Source organism: Brachybacterium sp. HMSC06H03 (assembly GCF_001807385.1).
Taxonomy (GTDB): Bacteria; Actinomycetota; Actinomycetes; order Actinomycetales; family Dermabacteraceae; genus Brachybacterium; species Brachybacterium conglomeratum.
On record NZ_KV788678.1, the window covers coordinates 13,415 to 35,398 of the forward strand.

At 72.5% G+C, this 21,984-nt stretch carries 21 protein-coding genes and 1 pseudogene; 16 read left to right on the forward strand and 6 right to left on the reverse strand.

Going from position 1 to position 21,984, the window contains the following annotated elements; all coding sequences use genetic code 11:
• Positions 1–242: 242 nt before the first annotated feature.
• Genes typA through HMPREF3159_RS02735 form a run of 3 tightly spaced genes read left to right on the forward strand, consistent with a single transcriptional unit; the run spans position 243 to position 3,196 of the window.
• Entirely contained in the window at positions 243–2,165 is a 1,923-nt protein-coding gene (gene typA / locus HMPREF3159_RS02725) for a translational GTPase TypA (protein ID WP_070499562.1), read from the forward strand.
• 4 nt (positions 2,166–2,169) lie between these two features.
• The gene (locus HMPREF3159_RS02730) at positions 2,170–2,610 is read left to right on the forward strand and encodes a hypothetical protein (RefSeq protein WP_070499563.1); all 441 of its coding nucleotides are present in this window, start codon (positions 2,170–2,172) and stop codon (positions 2,608–2,610) included.
• Positions 2,611–2,614: 4 nt separating this feature from the next.
• Positions 2,615–3,196: a CDP-alcohol phosphatidyltransferase family protein gene (locus HMPREF3159_RS02735; RefSeq protein ID WP_010551452.1), complete on the forward strand. Its 582-nt coding sequence runs from the start codon at positions 2,615–2,617 to the stop codon at positions 3,194–3,196.
• On the opposite strand, the gene HMPREF3159_RS02740 is transcribed toward HMPREF3159_RS02735, so the two are convergent.
• Positions 3,135–3,407, reverse strand: a complete 273-nt coding sequence (locus HMPREF3159_RS02740) for a putative acetyltransferase (RefSeq protein WP_070499564.1) — start codon at positions 3,405–3,407, stop codon at positions 3,135–3,137. The two genes, HMPREF3159_RS02735 and HMPREF3159_RS02740, sit on opposite strands and share 62 nt — an antisense overlap.
• A gap of 157 nt (positions 3,408–3,564) precedes the next feature.
• On the opposite strand from HMPREF3159_RS02740, the gene fdxA reads away from it, so the two are divergent.
• The 6 genes from fdxA to pflA all read left to right on the forward strand — a co-directional run bounded on the left by fdxA (position 3,565) and on the right by pflA (position 10,203).
• The gene (gene fdxA, locus HMPREF3159_RS02745) at positions 3,565–3,894 is read left to right on the forward strand and encodes a ferredoxin (protein WP_010551454.1); all 330 of its coding nucleotides are present in this window, start codon (positions 3,565–3,567) and stop codon (positions 3,892–3,894) included.
• A 3-nt stretch (positions 3,895–3,897) separates the two neighbouring features.
• Entirely contained in the window at positions 3,898–5,073 is a 1,176-nt protein-coding gene (gene dapC, locus HMPREF3159_RS02750) for a succinyldiaminopimelate transaminase (protein WP_070499565.1), read from the forward strand.
• Between the two features lie 51 nt (positions 5,074–5,124).
• Entirely contained in the window at positions 5,125–6,480 is a 1,356-nt protein-coding gene (locus HMPREF3159_RS02755) for a citrate synthase (protein ID WP_070499566.1), read from the forward strand.
• A 345-nt stretch (positions 6,481–6,825) separates the two neighbouring features.
• Entirely contained in the window at positions 6,826–8,940 is a 2,115-nt protein-coding gene (locus tag HMPREF3159_RS02760) for a pyruvate formate lyase family protein (RefSeq protein WP_070499567.1), read from the forward strand.
• A gap of 110 nt (positions 8,941–9,050) precedes the next feature.
• Positions 9,051–9,302, forward strand: a complete 252-nt coding sequence (grcA2, locus tag HMPREF3159_RS02765; protein WP_062949332.1) for an autonomous glycyl radical cofactor GrcA2 — start codon at positions 9,051–9,053, stop codon at positions 9,300–9,302.
• A gap of 49 nt (positions 9,303–9,351) precedes the next feature.
• Positions 9,352–10,203: a pyruvate formate-lyase-activating protein gene (gene pflA / locus HMPREF3159_RS02770; RefSeq protein ID WP_070499568.1), complete on the forward strand. Its 852-nt coding sequence runs from the start codon at positions 9,352–9,354 to the stop codon at positions 10,201–10,203.
• 60 nt (positions 10,204–10,263) lie between these two features.
• Here pflA and HMPREF3159_RS02775 read toward each other — a convergent pair whose 3' ends face one another.
• Both HMPREF3159_RS02775 and dapD read right to left on the reverse strand, forming a co-directional pair.
• Entirely contained in the window at positions 10,264–11,199 is a 936-nt protein-coding gene (locus tag HMPREF3159_RS02775; RefSeq protein ID WP_083305757.1) for a hypothetical protein, read from the reverse strand.
• A gap of 33 nt (positions 11,200–11,232) precedes the next feature.
• Positions 11,233–12,216 carry a 2,3,4,5-tetrahydropyridine-2,6-dicarboxylate N-succinyltransferase gene (gene dapD, locus HMPREF3159_RS02780; protein WP_070499569.1) on the reverse strand — a complete coding sequence of 328 codons (984 nt, stop codon included), beginning with the start codon at positions 12,214–12,216 and terminating at the stop codon, positions 11,233–11,235.
• Between the two features lie 175 nt (positions 12,217–12,391).
• Between dapD and HMPREF3159_RS02785 the strand changes: the two genes are divergently transcribed.
• A complete protein-coding gene (locus tag HMPREF3159_RS02785) occupies positions 12,392–13,726 on the forward strand; it encodes an MFS transporter (protein WP_371441688.1) in 1,335 nt (444 codons plus the stop codon).
• A gap of 165 nt (positions 13,727–13,891) precedes the next feature.
• Here the strand turns inward: HMPREF3159_RS02785 and HMPREF3159_RS18160 are convergent.
• Positions 13,892–14,365: pseudogene (locus tag HMPREF3159_RS18160) on the reverse strand (winged helix-turn-helix domain-containing protein); the annotation flags it as partial.
• Here HMPREF3159_RS18160 and HMPREF3159_RS02790 point away from each other — a divergent pair.
• Positions 14,265–15,539 (forward strand): MFS transporter, encoded by a 1,275-nt coding sequence (locus HMPREF3159_RS02790; RefSeq protein ID WP_070499571.1) that lies wholly within the window; start codon positions 14,265–14,267, stop codon positions 15,537–15,539. The pseudogene HMPREF3159_RS18160 and the gene HMPREF3159_RS02790 overlap by 101 nt on opposite strands.
• Positions 15,540–15,555: 16 nt before the next feature.
• Here the strand turns inward: HMPREF3159_RS02790 and HMPREF3159_RS02795 are convergent, their stop codons facing one another.
• A complete protein-coding gene (locus HMPREF3159_RS02795) occupies positions 15,556–16,452 on the reverse strand; it encodes a hypothetical protein (RefSeq protein WP_246821439.1) in 897 nt (298 codons plus the stop codon).
• 64 nt (positions 16,453–16,516) lie between these two features.
• On the opposite strand from HMPREF3159_RS02795, the gene HMPREF3159_RS02800 reads away from it, so the two are divergent.
• The 4 genes from HMPREF3159_RS02800 to HMPREF3159_RS02815 all read left to right on the forward strand — a co-directional run bounded on the left by HMPREF3159_RS02800 (position 16,517) and on the right by HMPREF3159_RS02815 (position 20,681).
• Positions 16,517–18,277, forward strand: a complete 1,761-nt coding sequence (locus HMPREF3159_RS02800; protein WP_070499573.1) for an FAD/NAD(P)-binding protein — start codon at positions 16,517–16,519, stop codon at positions 18,275–18,277.
• Between the two features lie 31 nt (positions 18,278–18,308).
• Positions 18,309–19,415 carry a succinyl-diaminopimelate desuccinylase gene (gene dapE / locus HMPREF3159_RS02805; RefSeq protein ID WP_070499574.1) on the forward strand — a complete coding sequence of 369 codons (1,107 nt, stop codon included), beginning with the start codon at positions 18,309–18,311 and terminating at the stop codon, positions 19,413–19,415.
• Between the two features lie 46 nt (positions 19,416–19,461).
• The gene (locus HMPREF3159_RS02810) at positions 19,462–20,265 is read left to right on the forward strand and encodes an LOG family protein (RefSeq protein ID WP_070499575.1); all 804 of its coding nucleotides are present in this window, start codon (positions 19,462–19,464) and stop codon (positions 20,263–20,265) included.
• Between the two features lie 248 nt (positions 20,266–20,513).
• The gene (locus HMPREF3159_RS02815) at positions 20,514–20,681 is read left to right on the forward strand and encodes a DUF3117 domain-containing protein (RefSeq protein WP_070499576.1); all 168 of its coding nucleotides are present in this window, start codon (positions 20,514–20,516) and stop codon (positions 20,679–20,681) included.
• A gap of 72 nt (positions 20,682–20,753) precedes the next feature.
• Here HMPREF3159_RS02815 and HMPREF3159_RS02820 read toward each other — a convergent pair whose 3' ends face one another.
• The gene (locus tag HMPREF3159_RS02820; RefSeq protein ID WP_070499577.1) at positions 20,754–21,416 is read right to left on the reverse strand and encodes an O-methyltransferase; all 663 of its coding nucleotides are present in this window, start codon (positions 21,414–21,416) and stop codon (positions 20,754–20,756) included.
• 143 nt (positions 21,417–21,559) lie between these two features.
• Here HMPREF3159_RS02820 and HMPREF3159_RS02825 point away from each other — a divergent pair, with 143 nt between their 5' ends.
• On the forward strand, positions 21,560–21,973 hold the full coding sequence (locus HMPREF3159_RS02825) for a twin-arginine translocase TatA/TatE family subunit (RefSeq protein ID WP_010551469.1): 414 nt from the start codon (positions 21,560–21,562) through the stop codon (positions 21,971–21,973).
• Positions 21,974–21,984: the final 11 nt, after the last annotated feature.

Here is a 21,984-nt window from a genome sequence, read left to right on the forward strand (position 1 = left end):
ACAGGGGCGAGGCCCGCGCGGAGAGGATCCGTGCGGGTCTCGCCCTCGTCGATCCGAGAGGTGACGCCTCGCCTCGGCCCTCCCCGCCGGGAACAGCGCGTCGAAGCTCTCATCCCCGCACCCGTCGCAGAGCGCCCCGGCCCGATAGACTCGGCGCGGCCCTGGAGCGGGTCGCACCCGCCGTGCGACCGGGCGCTGCTCGGTCCTCGCCCCGCCGCGCTATCTGAATCGAGCACCTGCGTATGACCATCCAGCACCGCACCGACCTGCGAAACGTCGCCATCGTCGCCCACGTGGACCACGGCAAGACCACCCTGGTCGACGCCATGCTCACCCAGGGCGGAGCCTTCGGCGACCGTGACAAGCACGACGAGCGGGCGATGGACTCCGGCGAGCTCGAGCGCGAGAAGGGCATCACGATCCTCGCCAAGAACACGGCGATCCGCTACGTCGGCCCCTCGGCCGCGGCGGTCGGCGAGCCCGACGGCATCACCATCAACGTCATCGACACCCCCGGCCACGCCGACTTCGGCGGAGAGGTCGAGCGCGGCCTGTCGATGGTCGACGGCGTCGTGCTGCTGGTGGACTCCTCCGAGGGCCCGCTGCCGCAGACCCGCTTCGTGCTGCGCAAGGCGCTGGCCGCGAAGCTGCCCGTCATCCTCGTGGTCAACAAGGTCGACCGCCCCGACGCCCGCATCGAGGAGGTCGTCGGCGAGGCCACCGACCTGCTGCTGGGCCTGGCCTCCGACCTCGCCGAGGAGATCGACGACATCGACCTCGACGCGGTGCTGGACGTGCCGGTCGTCTACGCCTCCGGCAAGGCGGGCCGCGCCTCCACCACCCAGCCCGCCGACGGCACCCTCCCCGAGGAGGAGACCGTCGAGCCGCTGTTCAGGACCATCCTCGAGTCGATCCCGGCCCCGAGCTACGACGACGAGGTGCCGCTGCAGGCCCACGTCACGAACCTCGACGCCTCCCCGTTCCTGGGCCGTCTCGCGCTGCTGCGCATCAAGAACGGCGAGCTCACCAAGGGCCAGCAGGTCGCCTGGTGCACCCAGGACGGCACCACGAAGACGGTGAAGATCACCGAGCTGCTGGAGACCAAGGGCCTGTCCCGCGAGCCGATGACCCGCGCCGCCCGCCCGGGCGACATCGTCGCCGTCGCCGGCATCCCGGAGATCATGATCGGCGAGACCCTCGCCGACGTGAACGATCCGCGCCCGCTGCCGCTGATCACCATCGACGACCCCGCGATCTCGATGACCATCGGCATCAACACCTCGCCGCTCGCGGGCAAGAACGGCAAGGGCCACAAGCTCACCGCCCGCCAGGTGAAGGACCGCCTGGACTCCGAGCTGGTCGGCAACGTGTCCCTGAAGGTGTTGCCCACCGAGCGCCCCGACGCCTGGGAGGTGCAGGGCCGCGGCGAGCTGGCTCTGTCGATCCTGGTCGAGCAGATGCGCCGCGAGGGCTTCGAGCTCACCGTCGGCAAGCCGAAGGTCCTCACCCGCGAGATCGACGGCAAGGTCCACGAGCCCGTCGAGCGGATGACCATCGACGTGCCCGACGAGTACCTCGGCACCGTCACCCAGCTGATGGCCTCGCGCAAGGGCCGCATGGAGACCATGAGCAACCACGGCTCGGGCTGGGTGCGCATGGAGTTCGTGGTCCCCTCCCGCGGCCTGATCGGCTTCCGCACCCGGTTCATGAACGAGACCCGCGGCAACGGCATCGCCTCCTCCTACGCCGACGGCTTCGAGCCGTGGATGGGCGAGATCGAGTTCCGCGCGACCGGCTCGCTGGTCGCCGACCGCCCCGGGAACGTCACGCCCTTCGCGATGATCAACCTGCAGGAGCGCGGCTCCTTCTTCGTCGAGCCGACCTCGGAGGTGTACGCCGGCCAGATCGTGGGGGAGAACTCCCGCAACGAGGACATGGACGTGAACATCACCAAGGAGAAGAAGCTGACGAACATGCGCGCGGCGTCGTCGGACTCCTTCGAGAACCTGGTGCCGCCGCGGAAGCTGACCCTCGAGGAGTCCCTCGAGTTCACCGGCGAGGACGAGTGCGTCGAGGTGACCCCGGAGATCGTGCGCATCCGCAAGGTGATCCTGGACGCGACCGAGCGCCGTCGCGCCCAGTCCAAGGCGAAGTCCGGGAAGTGACGCGGTGACCAGCACGCAGCGGAGGCCGACGACGGTCGACACGACCTCCCTCGCCGCCCGGCTCGGCCAGGCCGCGATGGCGATCGTGCTCGCGATCGTCTCGGTGCTGCTGCTGGTCACCACCCACCGGTTCGAGCTGACCGTGCTCGGCGCCGACCTCCCGGCCGGGCTCCTGTTCGGCGCCGTCTTCCAGGCCGTGGTGTGCCTGTTCCTGTGGTCCGCGACGGGGACCCGCTTCCCGCTCCTGGTGCTTGGCTCGCTCTGGGGCCTGCTGGCCGGGCCTTTCCTCGGCGAGGGGGCGGGAGGCGGCGTGCTCCTGCCCGCCGAGATCGCCGGGCAGGCGCAGTTCTCCGGCTGGATCGTCCAGGGGATCGGGATCCTGATCCCCTTCGCCCTCGCCCTGGTGATCACGGTCGCGGGACGTGGCCGGTCCCGGGCGCGCTGAGGCCATGAGCGCCGCCGACCGCCCCGACTGGGCGACGATCCCGAACCTCGTCACCCTCGTCCGTCTCGCGCTGCTGTTGCCGGTGTGCCTGCGCCTGGCGGACGGGCCGGACACCCTCGGCGTGGTGCTGCTGCTCGTCTGGGCCTCGACCGACTGGATCGACGGGATGCTCGCCCGCGCCCTGGACCAGACCAGCCGCACCGGCCAGATCATGGACCCGATCGCGGACCGTCTGGGCCTCGTCGCGATCGTGCTGACCCTGGCCCTCGCCGACCTGCTGCCCTGGGCGGCGCTCGCCGTGATCGTCGTCGTCGACGCGGCGATGGCCGTCCTCGCCACGCGCGCCGCGCTCGGCGGGCGGATCTCGGTCTCCTGGCTCGGCAAGATCCGCACCTTCGTGCTGATGGCCTCGGTGTTCCTGCTGGTCGCCGTCGCCGCGTGGGCGCCCTCGCTGGTGCCGGCCGCGCAGGCGCTGGTGTGGGTCGGGGCCGTGCTGCACGTCGGCTCCGGCGTGGACTACATCGTCAGGGCGCGGCGGGCCCCTGCCGCCGCACCGGCGGAGGCGGGACCTCCTTCGCGGCGATGACCAGGGCCCGCGGCACGCGCACCTCGCCGCGCCGCGTCATCACCTGCACCACCGCCTCGTCGACCAGCGTGATCGTGCCCAGCGCATCGGTCATCGACTCGCCGTGCGGGGAGCGCTCGCGGTCGATCGCATAGCGCAGCACCACCCGTCGCCCCTCCGCGAGGAAGGGCGCCCAGCCTGCGCGGACCCGGTGACCCTCGTGCATCGTCATCCGGGCAGGCTATCCCCGTGCCCGTCGGCCCGGCGCGGGGGCCGCCCCAGGCAGGCTGTGCATCCTGTCACCTCCTGCTCCGGCACGTCCCGGCGGCGCTCCCGGGCGGGGCCGGGATGAGATGATGGAGGGCGCCCCGGACGGAAGGAAGCCGCACATGACGTACGTCATCGCCCTGCCCTGCGTCGACGTGAAGGATCGTGCCTGCGTCGACGAGTGCCCCGTGGACTGCATCTACGAGGGCAATCGGATGCTGTACATCCAGCCCGACGAGTGCGTGGACTGCGGCGCGTGCGAGCCCGTCTGCCCCGTCGAGGCGATCTTCTACGAGGACGACACCCCCGACGAGTGGGCCGACTACTACAAGGCCAACGTCGAGTTCTTCGACGAGCTCGGCGCACCGGGCGGCGCCGCGAAGATGGGCGTGATCGACAAGGACCACCCCCTCGTCGAGGCCCTGCCCCCGCAAGAGAACCCCCTGGCCTGAGCCGTGGCGCCGACGCACTCCGCCACCCGCCCCATCGCGCGCGAGGGCCTCGCCGCGCGCCTGCCCGCCTTCCCCTGGGACGCGATCGTGCCCGCCCGCGAGCGGGCCGCGCAGCACCCGGACGGGCTCGTCGACCTCTCCGTCGGCACCCCCGTGGACCCGACGCCCGCCACTGTGCAGCAGGCGCTGGCCGACGCGGCCGACAGCTCCGGCTACCCGACCACGGTCGGCACGCCCGCCCTGCGCGAGGCGCTGGTGGACTTCGTCCGCCGCCACCGTGCGGCCCCCGCCGTGCTGGGCGTCGACGCGGTGCTGCCCACCGTCGGCTCGAAGGAGCTCGTCGCGCATCTGCCCTTCCAGCTGGGCCTCGGCGCGGGCGACGCGATCGCGTTCCCGCACATCGCCTATCCGACCTACGACATGGGTGCCCGCTTCGTCGGCGCGAGGCCGCTGCCGGTGGACATGGCGCGCCTGGCCGCCGAGGGCGACGCCGCGCTGCCGGACCCGTCCGCCGCGAGCAGGATCCGGCTGCTGTGGCTGAACTCCCCCTCGAACCCGACCGGCGAGGTGTTGGATGTCGACCAGCTCGCCGCGCTGCTGGCCTGGGCACGCGAGCGCGGTATCGTCGTCGCCTCCGACGAGTGCTACGCGCTGCTGCCCTGGACCGTGGACGAGGTCCCCTCGATCCTGGACCCGCGGGTGAACGGCGGCTCCCTCGAGGGTCTGCTGTGCGTGTACTCCCTGTCCAAGCAGTCCAACCTCGCCGGCTACCGCGCCGCCTTCGTCGCCGGGGACCCGTCGCTCGTGGCCGAGCTCGTCGCGGTGCGCAAGCAGGCCGGGATGATGCTGCCCGGCCCCGTCCAGGCGGCCTTCGCCGCAGCGCTCGCCGATGACGCGGCCCCCGCCGCGCAGCGGGAGGTCTACCGGGCCCGTCGCGCGCAGCTAGCCCCCGCGCTCGAGTCCGCGGGCGGCACGATCCACGGTTCGCAGGCGGGCCTGTACCTGTGGACCACCTTCGGCGAGGACTCGATGGTCACGGTCGATCGCTTCGCAGACCTCGGTGTGCTGGTCGCACCAGGGATGTTCTATGGTGAGGGGGGAGCGCGGTTCGTGCGCGTCGCCCTCACCGCGACCGACGAGCGGATCGCCGCCGCCGCCCAGCGCCTCGAGCGCTCCTGACACCTCCGGCCCCGCGCCGGGACCGATCCGACCACGCACAACGGAGAGCCCATGGATCACGCCACGACGTCTGCCCACCTCACCCTCGGGGAGAAGTCCCTCGACCTTCCGGTCGTCCCTGCCGTGGAGGGCAACTCCGGCATCACGATCGGTCCGCTCCGCAAGGAGACCGGCCAGGTCACCTACGACCCCGGCTTCATGAACACCGCGAACGCGAAGTCCTCGATCACCTACATCGACGGCGACGAGGGCATCCTGCGCTACCGCGGCTACCCCATCGAGCAGCTCGCGGAGAAGTCCAGCTACCTCGAGGTGGCCTACCTCCTGATCAACGGCGAGCTGCCCACCAAGGGCCAGCTCGACAACTTCGAGGCCCAGGTCGAGCGCCGCACCCTGCTCGACGAGCGCTTCAAGCACCTCTTCGACGGCTACCCGCGCGACGCCCACCCGATGGCGGTGCTGCAGGCCGGGGTGTCGGGCCTGTCGACCTTCTACCAGGACTCCCTGGACCCCTTCGACGAGGAGCAGGTGCGGATCTCCTCCGTGCGCCTGCTGGCGAAGATGCCGACGATGGCCGCCTACGCGCACCGCATCGCGCAGGGCCATGCGCTGCTCTACCCCGACAACCGGCTCTCCCTCATCGAGAACTTCCTGCGCCTGACCTTCGGCTTCCCGGTCGAGGAGTTCATCGCGGACCCGGTGATCGTGCGCGCGATGGAGCAGCTGCTGATCCTCCACGCCGACCACGAGCAGAACTGCTCCACCTCCGCGGTGCGCCTGGTCGGCTCCGCGCAGGCGAACCTGTTCACCTCGATCTCCGCCGGCATCGGCGCCCTCTCCGGCCCCGCCCACGGCGGCGCGAACGCCGCCGTGATGGAGATGCTCGACGAGATCCAGGCCCGCGACATGGATCCCCGCGACTTCATGGAGAAGGTGAAGAACAAGGAGGACGGGATCCGCCTGATGGGCTTCGGCCACCGGGTGTACAAGAACTACGATCCCCGCGCCCGCATCGTCAAGAAGATCGCCGACGACGTCCTCGAGCGCCTCGGCGTGCAGGACGAGCGGCTCGAGCTCGCGATGAAGCTCGAGGAGATCGCGCTGAAGGACGACTACTTCGTCGAGCGCAAGCTCTACCCGAACGTCGACTTCTACACCGGCATCATCTACAAGGCCATCGGCTTCCCCACCGAGATGTTCACGGTGCTCTTCGCCATCGGCCGCCTCCCGGGCTGGATCGCCCAGTGGCAGGAGATGATCCACGACCCGGAGACGAAGATCGGCCGCCCGCGCCAGATCTACACCGGCGAGGCCGAGCGCCCGTACACCGCGATGCAGGACCGCACCGGCACCAGCGAGCTGCGCCTCGCGGAGCTGAAGGCGGAGATGGACAAGCAGCGCAGCTGAGCGCTCCGGCGGCCCGTCGGCACCGTCCTGAGGACCCGCGAGGGCCCGTGCGATCACCGATCGTGCGGGCCCTCCGTCATGCCGGCGGGGTCGTGTCAGGCGGGAACCCCGCCGCGTCGCTCGGGCCCGCTGTCGCGTCCGGCAGGTCCGGTGCTCCGTCCGGCGGGCTCGATGCCGCGGTCGGCAGGCCCTTGGTCCCGGCGGCGATGGACCGACGTCCTGCGGCGGGCCGGCTCGGATCGTGCGGGGACCTTCGACCCCGGTCGGGGGCCTCGGCGGTGCCTAGCGTGGAGTCATCCACGAAGGGCCCCGCGCCGCGGGCCCGCGCCGCGAACAGGAGCCGCCATGAGCACCGCCACCACCGACCGTCCCGCCGCCGCGACCGCCCCGGGCGACGCCTGGGCCGGGTTCGCCCCCGGCCCGTGGCAGGAGACGATCGACGTGCGCGACTTCATCCTGCGCAACTACACCCCCTACTCGGGCGACGCCTCCTTCCTCGCCGGCCCCACCGAGAAGACCCTCCGTCTCTGGGACCACCTCGAGCGCACCTACCTCTCGGAGGAGCGCAGGCGGCGCGTCTACGACGTCGACACCGAGACCCCCGCCGACATCGACGCCTTCCCCGCCGGGTACATCAGCGAGGACGACGACGTGATCGTCGGCCTCCAGACCGACGTGCCGCTCAAGCGCGCCATGATGCCCAACGGTGGCTGGCGGATGGTCGAGACCGCGATCCGGGAGGCGGGCAAGGAGCCCGATCCGCGGATCAAGGAGATCTTCACCAAGCACCGCAAGACCCACAACGACGGCGTCTTCGACATCTACACCCCGCGGATCCGCGCCGCCCGCTCCAGCCACATCATCACCGGCCTGCCCGACGCCTACGGCCGCGGTCGCATCATCGGCGACTACCGCCGCCTCGCCCTCTACGGCGCGGACTTCCTGATCGCCGAGAAGAAGGCCGCGAAGGACGCCATCGCGGACCAGGGGTTCTCCGAGCACTGGGCGCGCTATCGGGAGGAGCACGCCGAGCAGATCAAGGCGCTGGCGAAGCTCGTGCGGCTCGGCGAGATCTACGAGCTGGACCTGCGCCGCCCGGCCGCGACCGCACAGGAGGCCGTGCAGTGGACCTACATGGCCTATCTCGCCTCGGTGAAGAGCCAGGACGGCGCCGCGATGTCCATCGGCCGCCTCTCGGGCTTCCTGGACGTGTACATCCAACGGGACCTCGCCGCCGGCACCCTCACCGAGTCCGAGGCGCAGGAGATCATCGACGCGCTCGTGATCAAGCTGCGGATCGTCCGCTTCCTGCGCACCGTCGACTACGACCAGATCTTCTCCGGCGACCCCTACTGGGCGACCTGGTCCGATGCCGGCTTCGCCGAGGACGGCCGGCCGCTGGTCACCAGGACCTCCTTCCGCCTGCTGCAGACCCTGCGGAACCTCGGCCCCGCCCCGGAGCCGAACATCACGATCTTCTGGGACCCGGAGCTGCCCGAGGGCTACAAGGAGTTCTGCTCCGCGATCTCGATCGAGACCTCCTCGATCCAGTACGAGTCCGACGCGCAGATCCGTGAGCGCTGGGGCGACGACGCCGCGATCGCCTGCTGCGTCTCCCCGATGCGGGTGGGCAAGCAGATGCAGTTCTTCGGCGCCCGCGTCAACGCCGCCAAGGCGCTGCTCTACGCGATCAACGGCGGCCGCGACGAGGTCACCGGGAAGCAGGTCACCGAGCCCGGGCTGCACACCCCGATCACGGGCGAGGGCCCGCTGGACTTCGACGAGGTCTGGCAGCGCTACGAGGAGATGCTCGACTGGGTGGTGGGCACCTACGTCGAGGCGCTGAACATCATCCACTACAGCCACGACCGCTACGCCTACGAGTCGATCGAGATGGCGCTGCACGACAGCGAGATCGTGCGCACCATGGGCTGCGGCATCGCGGGCCTGTCGATCGTCGCGGACTCCCTCTCCGCGATCCGCTACGCCACGGTGACCCCGGTGCGGGACGAGACCGGCCTGGTCGTCGACTACGTGACCGAGGGGGAGTTCCCCCGCTACGGGAACGACGACGACCGCGCCGACGACATCGCGGCGACGATCGTGCACACCGTGATGCAGAAGATCAAGGCGATCCCGATGTACCGCGACGCCATCCCGACCCAGTCGGTCCTGACGATCACCTCGAACGTCGTCTACGGGAAGGCGACCGGCTCCTTCCCCTCCGGGCACCGGGCCGGCACCCCCTTCTCCCCGGGCGCGAACCCGGAGAACGGCGCCGACACCCACGGCATGGTCGCCTCCATGCTCTCGGTCGGCAAGCTCGACTACGAGGACGCCCTGGACGGCATCTCGCTGACCAACACGATCACCCCGCAGGGGCTCGGCCGCACCAAGGACGAGCAGGTGACGAACCTCGTCGGGATCCTCGACGCCGGCTTCATGATCGACGACGAGTGAGCCTCGCACCGGCCGGCCGACGTGGCCCGTCGGCCGGCCGGCACCCGGCGGCCCCGCCGGACCAGCCCCTCCACCCCCGAACCCGCACCGTACACCCCGAGGAGAACCCCATGACCACCCCCACCTTCGACCAGCGCCTCGCCTCCATGACGGCGAGCCGGGCCGCGAACAACGCCGAGACCGGCCTGTTCCACGCCAACATCAACGTGCTGAACAAGGACACCCTCGTCGACGCGATGGAGAACCCGGAGGACTACCCGAACCTCACCGTGCGCGTCTCCGGCTACGCGGTGAACTTCGTCAAGCTCACCCGCGAGCAGCAGCTGGACGTCCTGGACCGCACGTTCCACCAGGGCGCCTGAGCGGCGCATCGGCACGGGACGCGCAGGGACCACAGGGACGGGAGCGCAGATGACGCAGAGCATCGACCTGCTGGGCCGGCCCGTCGAGAACCGGCGGGCCGGTGCGGGGATCGACGGGATGGCCGAGGCGGAGCTGGACCGCAGCGGCCGCCTCGCCGCGATCCGGGAGGGCCGCCTCGCCTCGGTCCACTCCTGGGAGCTGGTCACCGCGGTCGACGGCCCCGGCACACGGCTCACCATCTTCTTCGCGGGCTGCCCGCTGCGCTGCGTCTACTGCCACAACCCCGACACCATGGAGATGCGGCGCGGCCAGGACGTCGAGCTCGAGGAGATCGAGCGGCTCCTGCGCCGCTACCGCCGCGTGTTCCGCGCGACCGGTGGCGGGATCACGCTCTCCGGCGGCGAGGTGCTCATGCAGCCCGCCTTCGCCCGCAACGTGCTGCGCACCGCGAAGGAGCTCGGCATCCACACCGCGATCGACACCTCCGGGTATCTCGGCGCGGTCGCGAAGGACGAGCTGCTCGCCGACGTCGACCTCGTGCTGCTGGACGTCAAGAGCGGCGACGAGGCGAGCTACAAGCGCCTCACCGGCCGGGAGCTGCAGCCCACGATCGACTTCGGCGACCGGCTCGCCCGCGCCGGCATCGCGATCTGGATCCGCTTCGTAGTCGTGCCGGAGTGGACCGACGCGGCGGAGAACGTCGAGAAGGTCGCGGACATCGTCGAGCGCTGGCGGGACGTGGTCGAGCGGGTCGAGGTGCTGCCCTTCCACAACATGGGCCAGGACAAGTGGGACGCGCTCGGGACGCAGTACCGGCTGCGGGACGCGCTGCCGCCGTCCACGGAGATCGTCGAGCGGGTGCGCGGGCAGTTCCGCGCCCGCGGCCTCACCGTGCACTGAGCCCGAGCGAGCGTCGGACCGGGGCGAGCGCTCAGTGCGCCGGGTCCTGATGCGCGGCGCTCAGCGCCCGCTGACCAGCACGACCACCCGCTCGGGAGCGCCGCCCTCGGCGCTGCCCCAGGCTCCGGCCTCCTCGCCGTGGGCGGTGCGGTCCCAGACCCTGCCGCGGTAGCTGACCTGCACCACCCCGTCGTCGGCCGCACGGGCCACGGCCCAGTTCGCGAGCGACCAGCCCAGCGACTCGTCGCCGCCCGGGTCGAGCACGAGCGCCGTCGCGCCCGCGCCCTCAGGCACCTGCGGCGCGGCCCCGGTGGCGGAGTCGAGCGAGGCGGTGATGCGCCCGGACTCCATCGCGCGGGGGAACTGCCGCGCGAGCTCGCCGCGCAGCTGCTCGGGGGAGGCGGTCGCACCGACCTCGTCGAGGGTGCACAGCAGGTTCGCGCCGGACTGGCCGGTGAGGGCCGAGGCGTACAGCCGACCCTCGGTCTCGTGGTCGCGATACGCCTCGGGATGCCCGGAGCGCTGCACCTGCTGGGCGATGTCGTTGATGTCGGCGCTGGTGTAGTCGGGGTAGGTCTCGAGCACGTCGAAGAAGGCGTTGGAGGCGTAGACCGGGTCCATGATCTGCTCCTCGGTGCCCCAGCCCTGCGAGGGCCGCTGCTGGAACAGGCCCAGCGAGTCCCGGTCGCCGTAGTCGATGTTCTGCAGCTGCGACTCCTGGTACGCGGTCGCCAGCGCGATCGACGCCGCCCGCGGCGGCATGCCCCGATCCACCGCCGTCGCGCTGATCAGCGCCGCGTTCGCGACCCGATCGGTGGTGTAGCGGTGGCTGGTGCCGAGCCCCGAGGCGACGCAGGTGCCCTCGTGGGCGGGGGAGCCGTAGCGCTCCAGGGCGAGATAGCTGCCGCCCGCGATTCCGCCGAAGACCAGCACCATGACCAGAGGGACCGCGAGGTGACGGCCGATGCGGCCGCGCGCACGGGAGCCTGCTGCCACCCTCGCGGTCCTCCGTCCCTCAGATGCTTCGTCTCAGTTGCTGTGCAGGGCGGCGTTGAGCTCGACGGTCTGGCCCGCGCGGGCCACCGCCTGCACCGCGCCGGTCAGCGAGTTGCGGCGGAAGAGCAGGTTCGGCACCCCGGAGAGCTCCCGCGCCTTCACCACGTGCGGGCCCTGGGCCTCGGCGCCGGGCTCGCCGAGCAGCTCGACCTTCGTGCCGGCGGTGACGTACAGCCCCGCCTCGACCACGCAGTCGTCCCCGAGGGCGATGCCGATCCCGGCCTCGGCACCGACGAGGGAGCGTCGGCCGATGCTGACGCGCTCGGTGCCGCCGCCGGAGAGGGTGCCCATGGTGGAGGCGCCGCCGCCCACGTCGGAGCCGTCCCCGACCACGACGCCCTGGGAGATGCGGCCCTCGATCATCGAGGCGCCGAGGGTGCCGGCATTGAAGTTCACGAAGCCCTCGTGCATCACGGTGGTGCCCTCGGCGAGATGCGCGCCGAGCCGCACGCGATCCGCGTCGCCGATGCGCACGCCGGCGGGCAGCACGTAGTCGACCATGCGCGGGAACTTGTCCACCGAGAGGACCGTCGGGGTGCGGCCCGCGGCGCGCAAGCGCAGGCGCGTCTCCTCGAAGCCGGCGACCGCGCAGGGCCCCTCGGTGGTCCACACGACGTTGGTGAGGGTGCCGAAGAGTCCCTCGAGGTTCTGCTCGTTCGGGCGGACCAGGCGGTGGGAGAGGAGGTGGAGGCGCAGGTAGGCGTCGGCGGCATCGGCCGGGGCGGCCGTCAGGTCGATCGCGCGGACCACGACCTCCTGGGTGGTGCCGCGCACCTCGTCGGTCTGCGCGGCGGCGGCCAGCTGCGCGTGGAGGGGATGGCCGGCGGGGTCAGCGGGAGCCTCGCCGAGCTGCGGCGAGGGGTACCATGCATCGAGGACGGAACCGTCGGCCGCGAGTGTCGTGAGGGCGATGCCCCAGGCGGCGGTGACGGAGGACTCGGATGTCGAGGATGTCATGGGCCGAGTCTACGAATCCTGACCCAGCAGGGGAGCATGCGCCCGCCCGGGCGCGGCGAAGAGCACACCGCGGGGCACGAGGACGCCCCGAGCGGGAGGGACCGCGACGTCCGGGGGAGCGGTGAGTGGATGACCGACGGCGACGACGCGCACGCGGGGCCTCATCCCCGGCGGCCTGCTCGCCGACCGGATCGAGCGTCGCCGGTTGCGCCTGCTCGCCGGGATCACCGGCGCGGTCGTCCAGCTCGCACTGGTCATGGTGCTGCTGGGCGGATGGGCCGGTCCCGTGCTGCTGGCCTCGCTCGCCTTCCTGGACCGTCTGCGGGAGACGGCGCTGGGCAGCGCCTCCAACGCCATGCTCAAGCAGATCGTGCCCGTGACGCAGCTGCCGCGGGCCGTGTCGGTGAACCAGGGCCGCGAGGCCGCGGTCGAGATGGCCTCCGGGCCCGTGGGCGGTGCGCTGCTGGGACTGTCGATCGTGTTCCCGCCGCTCGTGCACCTGCTGGGGTACGTCGGCTCGGTCCTCGCGACGCTGAGCATGCGCGGACGCTACCGGCCGAGGGCCGAGGGCTCCCCGCCCACGAAGGCGGTCGACGACCTCCGCGAGGCGTTCGCCTGGATCCGCACCCAGCCGATCCGGCTGCAGATGCTCGCCGTCTCCTCCGCCGTGAACCTCGGCGCCAACGGACTGCTGTTCACGGTGATGCTGGACCTCGCGGACCAGGGGGTGCCCGCCTCCCGCCTCGGCCTGCTGAACACGGCGCTGGCCGCCTCGATCCTGCTCGGCGCCTTCCTCGCCCCGCGCCTGGTGGACACGGTGCCGACGGGAGCGCTCGCGATCGCGCCCGTCGCCCTGATGGCCCTGGTCGGCGTGCTGCTGCCCGTGGCGCCCTCGACGGTGTGGATCGGGCTGTGCTACACGGCGATCGGGATCGGCCTGCCCGCCTTCAACGCCTCCGGGCAGGGGTTCTTCACCCACATCACGCCGGTGGCGATGCAGGGCCGGATCAGCTCGCTGATGCGTCTGGTGTCCCTCGGCGTGATGACCTTCGCGCCCGCGCTCGCCGGCTGGGGCCTCGAGATCGCCGGCAGCACGACCACGCTGCTGCTCTTCGCCGCGGTGCTCGCGCTCGGCGTGGTGATCGGTCTGCTCGCCCGCGACCTGCGCCGCCTGCCACCCGTCCCGCTGGGAGCGTCACGCCCGGGAGAGGGGCTACTCCGTGCCGGAGTGAGGGGCGGGGGGCTGCTGGCTGACAGCGGCCCACAGCACTTGATACGTGTGCGTCTCGTCTCCGTCGATCGGGTCGGGCAGATCCGCACCGGACTCGTCGCGGTGGCGGACCCTGGCCTTTTGCAGGATCTCCGATACTGCCCCGTGCACCTCCTGCATCTCCGCTTCTGTCAGACGGACCGTGGTCGCGAACAGGTTCCCCGACCCCTCCTCGGAGAGCGGGTTCCGGCCCTCGGGACGTGCGAGCTCCGCGGACCATGCCGCCCGCATCCAGTCTAAGACGGCGAGGGAGGCGGCATCGGAGGCCGCGGAGTACTCCGTGGCCGAAGCCGTCCCGTCGTCGGAGACGGTCCCCTCCTCGCGCCCGAAGTAGTAGGAGAGCTGCGAGAGGCGCCACACCCGGTCCCGACGGTCCCGCGCCGCCTCCGGCGCCTCCTCGATCACGCCTCCGCGGGCGAGGATCCGCAGGTGATAGCTCACTGAGTTCGCAGGGATCCCCAGATCCGCGGCGAGATCCGTTGCACGGGCCGTGCCCCGGCGGCCAATCCGTTCCATCAGCTCCAGGCGCAGGGGATGGGCCATCGCCCGCAGCTGATCGCGGCTCGCGTGCTCGGCCGACGAAGCGTCGCCGTCGAGTGACTGCGTGACGCTCGCCCTGCGATCAGCCGAGGTCTCGCCTGTTCGCCGCCCGCGCTCGTTCTCCACGTCGTCCATGCGGGCAGTGTAGGAACACACCTCCTTTCGCACCAGACCATGCGCACAGAACATTGTGCAATAGATAGTGCGCAATGTGTCGTGCGGATCTACGATGCGATCCATGAAGACCCTTGACGACGCCGCCGAGACCTCACTTCGGAGGAACTCCGAGTACCGTCGTTGGCTCCTCGGCGACCTTTGCCTCGACCTCGGCGCCGGCATCGGTGCCTTCGCCTTCCCGCTCATCACGCTCCAGGTCACCGGATCCCTCGGAGCGACGGGCCTCGTCGGCCTCGTGCAGGGGATCGGCGCCCTGGCCGGCCTCGTCCCCGGGGGGCTGCTCGCCGACCGCTGCGAGAGGCGTCGACTCCGCCTGCTCGCCGCGGCGACCGGGATGCTCGTACAAGCCGTGCTGATCACCGTCCTCGCGCTCGGCGGGGGAAGCCTTCTCGCCCTCGCCGTGCTCGCCTTCGTCGACCGGCTGCGCGCCGGACTGCTGGGCAGTGCCTCGAACGCCATGCTCAAGCAGATCGTCCCACCCGCCCTGCTCGCGCGCGCCTTCTCCGTCAACGAAGGACGGGAGGCCGCGGTCGAGATGGCCGCCGGCCCTCTCGGTGGAGCTCTGCTGGGACTGTCGATCCTCTTCCCGCCGCTGGCACAGTTTCTCGGCAACGCGGGCTCCCTCCTCGCGACGCTCTCGATGCGCGGACGCTACCGACCTCGCGCGGGGGACGCCGCCCCCACCCGGGTGAGGGACGACCTCCGGGCGGCGGTCACCTGGTCCCTCTCGCAGCCGATCCGGCTGCAGCTGATGGGGGTTGCCGTGGCGGTGAATCTCGGGAGCAACGGGCTGATCCTGACAGTGCTGCTCGCGCTCGCCGCGGACGGAGTGCCCGCCGCTCGTCTCGGCTTGCTGAACACAGTGCTCGCCGCGGCGATCCTCGCGGGGGCCCTCGCCGCTCCGCGGCTGGTGGACGCGGTGCCCACGGGTGTCCTCACGCTCCTCCCGGTGCTCGTGCTCGCCGTGCTCGGGGCTCTTATTCCCTTCGCGCCCGGGATGGCGTGGATCGCTCTCGCCTACGCGTTCATGGGCCTCGGTCTCGCACCGCTGAACGCCGGGACGCAAGGATTCTTCATGCACATCACGCCGGTCGGGATGCAGGGCCGCCTCGGTGCGCTCATGGGGGTCGTGACCATGGGGCTGATGCCGCTCGGGCCGATGCTCGCCGGGTGGGGGCTCGAGCTGGTCGGCCCGCGACCCACCATGTGGCTCTTCGCCACTGTCACTGCACTCGGCGCGTTGTGTGCACTGCTCTCCCGCGACCTGCGCAGGGTGCCCGTCGCCGCGGGATGGGAGCGCTACGCCGACGAGCAGGGCCTGGCCGCCGAGGAATGAGCAGCCGCGCCACGGCTCACACCGCCGGCGGCTCCTCGTCCAGAGGTGACGGTCCGATCCATTCGCTCGCCCGCACCCGTCGCGCCCTCCGCTCCCGGCGCCGCCCGCCGAGGTACACCGCCGCGGTCGCGGCGACCAGGGCGATGACCCCGCCGATCAGCAGCGCCGGGGCCTGCTCGGTCGCGACGATCTCGGCGCGCAGCATGAGCGAGAGCAGCAGCACCGCGGCGCCGGCGACGATCGCGAGGACTCCCGCGCCGAGCAGGAGAGCCGGGCCCAGGGATCCGAGGACCACCGGCCCCGCGGACTCGCCCTGCAGCGGCCTGCGCAGCGGCAGCCCGCGCCCCAGCTGACCGGGACGGGAGACCGCCCAGTCCAGCAGCGCCCGGTCCCGGCGGCGCGTCGCGACCGCGCCGACGACCGCGGCGAGCACCAGGCACGCCAGCATCCCGCCGAGCAGCGGACCCGCCTCCGCGGCCAGGTGCCCGGGGAGATCCGCGGCGTCCAGGCTCCGCAGCACGGTGAGCACCACGCAGACGAGCGCGCCGAGCAGCAGCGCCCCCTCGAGGAGCCGCAGCGGGATCTGCCGTGCTCCTCGCTCCGCCTCGTCCGCGGCGCCGACCTCGTCCGCGACCGGGCCCGCGCCCTCCTCGAGCACCACGCGGCGCTCGTCGGCCAGGCGCTCGGCGAACTCCTCGACGGAGCCCGGGGCGCGGAGGGAGGGCGCATAGCGCTCGCGCTGGGCGGCATTGAGCCAGGCGGTGAGCACGAGCGCATCCGCCGCGGCGCGCTCACGCGGCAGCAGATCGGCGTTGACCACCGCGCGCAGCCGCGCGGCCTGACCGAAGAGGTTCCCGGTGAGGGGTCCGGAGCTCGCGCGCGGCGGAAGGTGTCTCGGCGACGTCGACGACATGGGGACATGGTCCCAGACGGCGCGCACGGACCGAAGGCTCCGCGCCGCGCCGCATACTGGGGGGATGATCCACGCCGCCGACCCTGTCCGCACCGTCGTCGTCATCGGGGCGGGCCCCCGGGGCACCGCGATCGTGGAGCGGCTGGTCGCGGCGTCGACCACCGAGGCGTGGCAGGGGCCGCTGACCGTGCACCTGGTCGACCCGCAGGTGGGGCGCGGCGGGGCCGTGTGGCGCCATGACCAGCCCGAGGTGCTGCTCATGAACACCACCACCTGCCAGACCACCCTGTACCCGGACGAGTCCTGCCATCCGCTGCTGCCCGTCCCGCACCGCGAGAGCCTCGCCGACCACCTGGCAGCGGAGGGGCTCGGCCCCTCCGACTTCGCCTCCCGCGCCGCGCACGGCCGCTATCTCGCGCACGTGCTCGAGACCGCGCTCGCCGACGCGGACCCAGAGCGGCTGCGGATCGTGCTGCACCCCGCCGAGGCCGTGGACGTCACCGGCCCGGCCGACGGACCCCAGCGGATCCGCCTCTCGGACGGTCGGGTGCTGCGCGCCGACGCGGTCGCGCTCGCGCTCGGCCACCTGCCCACCGCGCTCGGCCCCCGCTCCCAGCAGCTGGCCGACGCCGCCGAGCGGCACGGCCTGGTCCACCTCGGCCCCGCCAACCCGCTCGAGGTCGACTACGCCGCCCTGCTCGGCCGCGAGGCGGTCGCCGTGCAGGGGATGGGCCTGAACTTCTACGACGCGATCGGGATGCTCACCACCGCCGCGGGCGGACGCTTCGAGGAGGCCCCGGAGACGCAGGCGGGGCTGCGCTACGTGCCCGGCGGCGCCGAGCCCGTGCTCGTGATCGGCTCCCGCTCCGGCATGGTCTACCGCCCCAAGCCCGACCTGCCGCAGGAGCAGCTGAGCCCCTACCCGCTGCAGGTCCTCACCAGCGAGCGCGTCCTCGAGCTCGCGGTGCGCTCGGCCGGCGTGGACCACGAGGGGGAGGTGATGCCGCTGATGCTCGCCGAGCTGCGCCGCGCCCTGCGCGGGGCCGGGCACGCCGAGCTCGCGAGCGACGAGGCGCTGATCCGCCTGCTGTTCCCCTTCGGCCGCCGCGGCGGGGACAGCGCCGACGCCCACCGTCGCACCCGCGAGGTGCTCGCCTCCGCGCTCGCCGCCGCGACCGCGCCCGATCCCGCCTGGGTGCTGATCCACCGAGTGCTCATCGCGCTGCGGATGCAGGTCAACCGCCTCATCGACCTCGGCGCGTACACCACCGAGTCGGTGCGCCGCGACATCGACGGCCACCTCCGCAACGCCTTCGCCTCCTGGGCCTCGGGCCCGCCCGTGCTGCGCGCCCGGCAGGTGCTCGCGCTCGAGGCGGCGGGGCTGGTGCGCTTCACCGGCCCGCGCATGCACCTGGACATCGACGAGGAGGCGGGACGCTTCGCGGTGCGCGGCGGGGACGGGCCCGTGACCCTGTGCGACGGGGTGCTCGAGGCGCATCTGCCGCCCGTGGACCTGCCGGCCTACCGCTCCGCCCTGCTCGGCGCCTGGCGCGAGCGCGGCGAGGCGCAGAAGGACCACTGGGCCTCCCGCGGCTCCCGCCGCCGCATGCTCACCGGCTCCATCGCGGTCGACGGGCTCTACGCCCCGATCGGCACCGACGACACCGTCTACGAGCGGCGCCTGCTCGTGGGAGTCCCCGTCTCCACCGCCCAGCCGGGCTCCGCGATCACCGCCGAGCCGGGCACCTCCCCGCAGCTGCTGCGCCATGCCGAGGCGGTCGCGGTGCGCCTCGCCCGAGCCGGGGGAGCGCTCGCCGCGGAATGAGCCGCCACCCGGGCGTGGCACGATGGCGCCCATGAGCACGCGCACCGCCCCCGCCCTGGACCCGTCGGCCGACATCGTCGACCTCACCGCCGCGATCGTCGACATCGAGTCGGTCTCCGGGAACGAGCAGGCGCTCGCCGACGCCGTCGAGCAGGCGCTGCGCACGCACGCCCCGCACCTCGAGGTGCTGCGCGACGGGGACACCGTCATCGCCCGCACCCATCACGGTCGGGACCGGCGCGTGCTGCTGGCCGGCCATCTCGACACCGTCCCGGTCGCCGCGAACCTCCCCTCCTCGAGGCGTCTCCGCGAGGACCGCGAGGAGCTCGTCGGCCGCGGCAGCTGCGACATGAAGGGCGGGGTCGCGGTGATGCTGAAGCTCGCCGTCGAGGCGGCCGACGCGCCGATGGACCTCACCTGGCTGTTCTACGACCACGAGGAGGTCGCCGCGGCCGACAACTCCCTCACCCGCCTCGCCGCCGAACACCCCGAACTCCTCGAGGCCGACTTCGCGATCCTCGGGGAGCCCACCTCCGCCGGGGTCGAGGGCGGCTGCAAGGGCACCATGAAGCTCGAGGTCACCGCCCGCGGCGTCGCCGCGCACTCCGCCCGCGACTGGGTGGGAGAGAACGCGATCCACCACCTCGCCCCGGTGCTCGAGCGGCTCGCCGCCTATGAGGCGCGCCGCGCGGTGATCGACGGGCTCGAGTACCGCGAGTGCCTCAACGCCGTCGCGATCACCGGCGGGATCGCCGGGAACGTGATCCCCGACCGGGCGAGCGTCACCCTGAACTACCGCTTCGCCCCGGACACCAGCGTCGAGCAGGCCGAGGCGCACGTGCGCGAGGTCCTCGCGGGCCTGGACCTCGAGATCGAGGTGACCGACGCGGCGCCCGGCGCCCTGCCGGGCCTGGACACCGCCGCCGCCCGCGACTTCCTCGCCGCGCTCGGGGGAGAGGTCCCCCTGGCCGCGAAGCAGGGATGGACAGACGTCTCCCGCTTCTCGGCCCTCGGCACCCCGGCGGTGAACTTCGGGCCCGGCGACCCGCTGCTGGCCCATACCGACGACGAGCACGTCCCGGTCGACGACCTCGCCCGCGCGCTCGAGGGGCTGCGGCGATTCCTGCTGGGGGCCTGAGCCCGGCGGTCCGACGCCCGCCAGCCCGGGCCGTTACGATCGCGGCATGACACCGGAGGAACGAGAGCACCACCGCAAGGGCCCCGTCACGCTGCGCGGCGCCCAGCGGCCCGACCGCACCACCGACCAGCGTCTGCTCGAGGAGTCCGCCTCGGGAGCCTGGGTGCACTCCGATCCGTGGCGGGTGCTGCGGATCCAGTCGGAGTTCGTCGAGGGCTTCGGGGCGCTGTCCGAGCTGGGCCCGGCGATCTCGATCTTCGGCTCCGCACGACTCGGCGAGGGACACCCCGATTACGAGTGCGCGCGGCGGATCGGCGCGGGCATCGCCGAGCGCGGCTATGCCGTGATCACCGGCGGCGGCCCCGGCATCATGGAGGCCGCCAACCGCGGGGCGCAGGAGGCGGGCGGCGTCTCCGTCGGCCTCGGCATCGAGCTGCCGCACGAGCAGGGGCTGAACCCCTACGTCGACCTCGGCGTCGACTTCCGCTACTTCTTCGCGCGCAAGACCATGTTCGTGAAGTACTCCAGCGGCTTCGTGGTGATGCCCGGCGGCTTCGGCACCTTCGACGAGCTGTTCGAGGCGCTGTGCCTGATGCAGACCCACAAGATCGACATGTTCCCCGTGATCCTGGTGGGCCGCGACTACTGGCAGGGCCTGCTGGACTGGGTGAGCTCGGCGGTCGTGGACCGCGGGATGATCAGCCTGGCCGACCTGGACCTCGTGCGCGTGGTGGAGACCGCCGAGGAGGCCCTGGCCGCGCTCGGCGAGGCGATCCGCGGCGACGACGAGGGGCCGGCGGCGGGGGAAAACCGCACCTCCGCGCAGGACGAGGTCGTGGACGCCTCGTGACCGCCGTCGGCCCGATGGTGCTGCTCCTGCTGCTGGTGGCGCTCGTGGTCGCGGTGCTCATGGTGGGTGTGGCGACGGGCCGCCTGGGCGGCGGGATCGGGCTTCCGCAGAGGCCTCGTCGGACGACTCGTCGGACGCGGCGTGCGAGCACTCCCGAAGACCTGAGATAATGGCCACCGTACGCGCGCTGCCAGAGGCCCCGTCCGGGGGAGCGACTCAGGGGCAGCGACACATCTAGGAGGCACGCCATGGCTGCTATGAAGCCGCGCACCGGTGACGGTCCGCTCGAGGTCGTGGAGGAGGGGCGCAGCATCATCATGCGGGTCCCGCTCGAGGGGGGCGGCCGTCTGGTCGTCGAGATCGCCGCATCGGAAGCCGTGGAGCTGCGGGACGCCCTGGAGGGCGTGATCGAGTAAGCAGCTCGCCGCCGGCATCGGCCCCGCACCCGCTGGACGGGTGCGGGGCCGATGCTGTCGGAGCGCCGGCTCTCAGCCCCGGCGGGGGCGGTGCACCGCGGCGAGCACGCCGTCGCCGCTGCCGGTGAGCGCGGGGACGAGGTCCTCCGCCTCGGAGACCGCGCGGAGCAGGCCCCGCACCGCCCGGGTGGTGGCATCGCGCGCGGCCGGGTCCGCGACCCGGTCGTGGAAGAGCGCGTGGGGGATGACCAGCACGCCGCCCGGGCGCAGCAGGCGCCGGGCGTGCTCGAGCAGCTCCTCCGCGTGCGGGGCGTGGGCGGGGAAGGCGACCAGGTCGTAGGCGTGATCGGTGAGCCGGCCGACGACGTCGCGCGGCTGACCGGCGATGGTCCGCACGCGCGGCGTGCGGATCCGCGCCTCGGCGAACGCCTCGCGCGCCGCGCGCTGGTTCTCGACCTCGGGATCGATCGTGGTGAGCACCCCGTCGGGGTGCATCCCGGCGAGCAGGTACAGGGAGCCGACGCCGCTGCCGGTGCCGATCTCGACCGCGGAGCGGGCCTGCACCGCCGCGGCGAGCAGGCGCATCAGCGCGCCCGCTCCCGGCAGCACGGGCGGCGCGCCGAGCTCGTTGCCGCGCTCGCGGGCGCGGGCCAGGACGCCGTCGTCGGCGAAGAGGTCCGCCTCGTCGACGAACTCCTCGCCGTGGGCCCAGGAGGCCACCTTTCCCGACGACATCTCCGCTTCCTCTCGCCGCATGCCTGTGAACGGGCCGATCCTACGACAGCCGCGCGGGCGACGCGCAGTCCGTGCGCCGTTCCCCGGGGGCGCGATGCAATAATGGGCCCGCAGCAGCGGACCTCGAGACGTTTAGGTGGACAATGGGCGGCACCGGCTTTATGGGCCTCGGCGGGTGGGAGATCGTCGTCCTGCTCATCGTGTTCCTCGTGATCGTGGGCCCGCAGCGGCTGCCCGAGGTCACCCGTTCGCTGGTCCAGTGGGTGCGCAAGGCGCGCCGCTGGGTGGACGACTCGCGCTCGACGGTCGAGGACGAGATGGGCATCGCCATCGAGGACCTCAAGAAGTACGACCCGCGCCAGTACGATCCGCGCCGCATCATCCGCGAGGCCTGGGGCGACACCGACATCGAGGAGCTGCTGCCCAGCAAGGAGGCCATGTCCGTGGCCGGCGGCGCGGCCGCGGCGGGCGCCGCGAAGGGCGCGAAGAAGCGCTCGGGCTCGGCCGCGAAGGACGAGGGCCCGAAGCGGGCACCCTTCGACGACGAGGCCACCTGAGCCACGCGCTC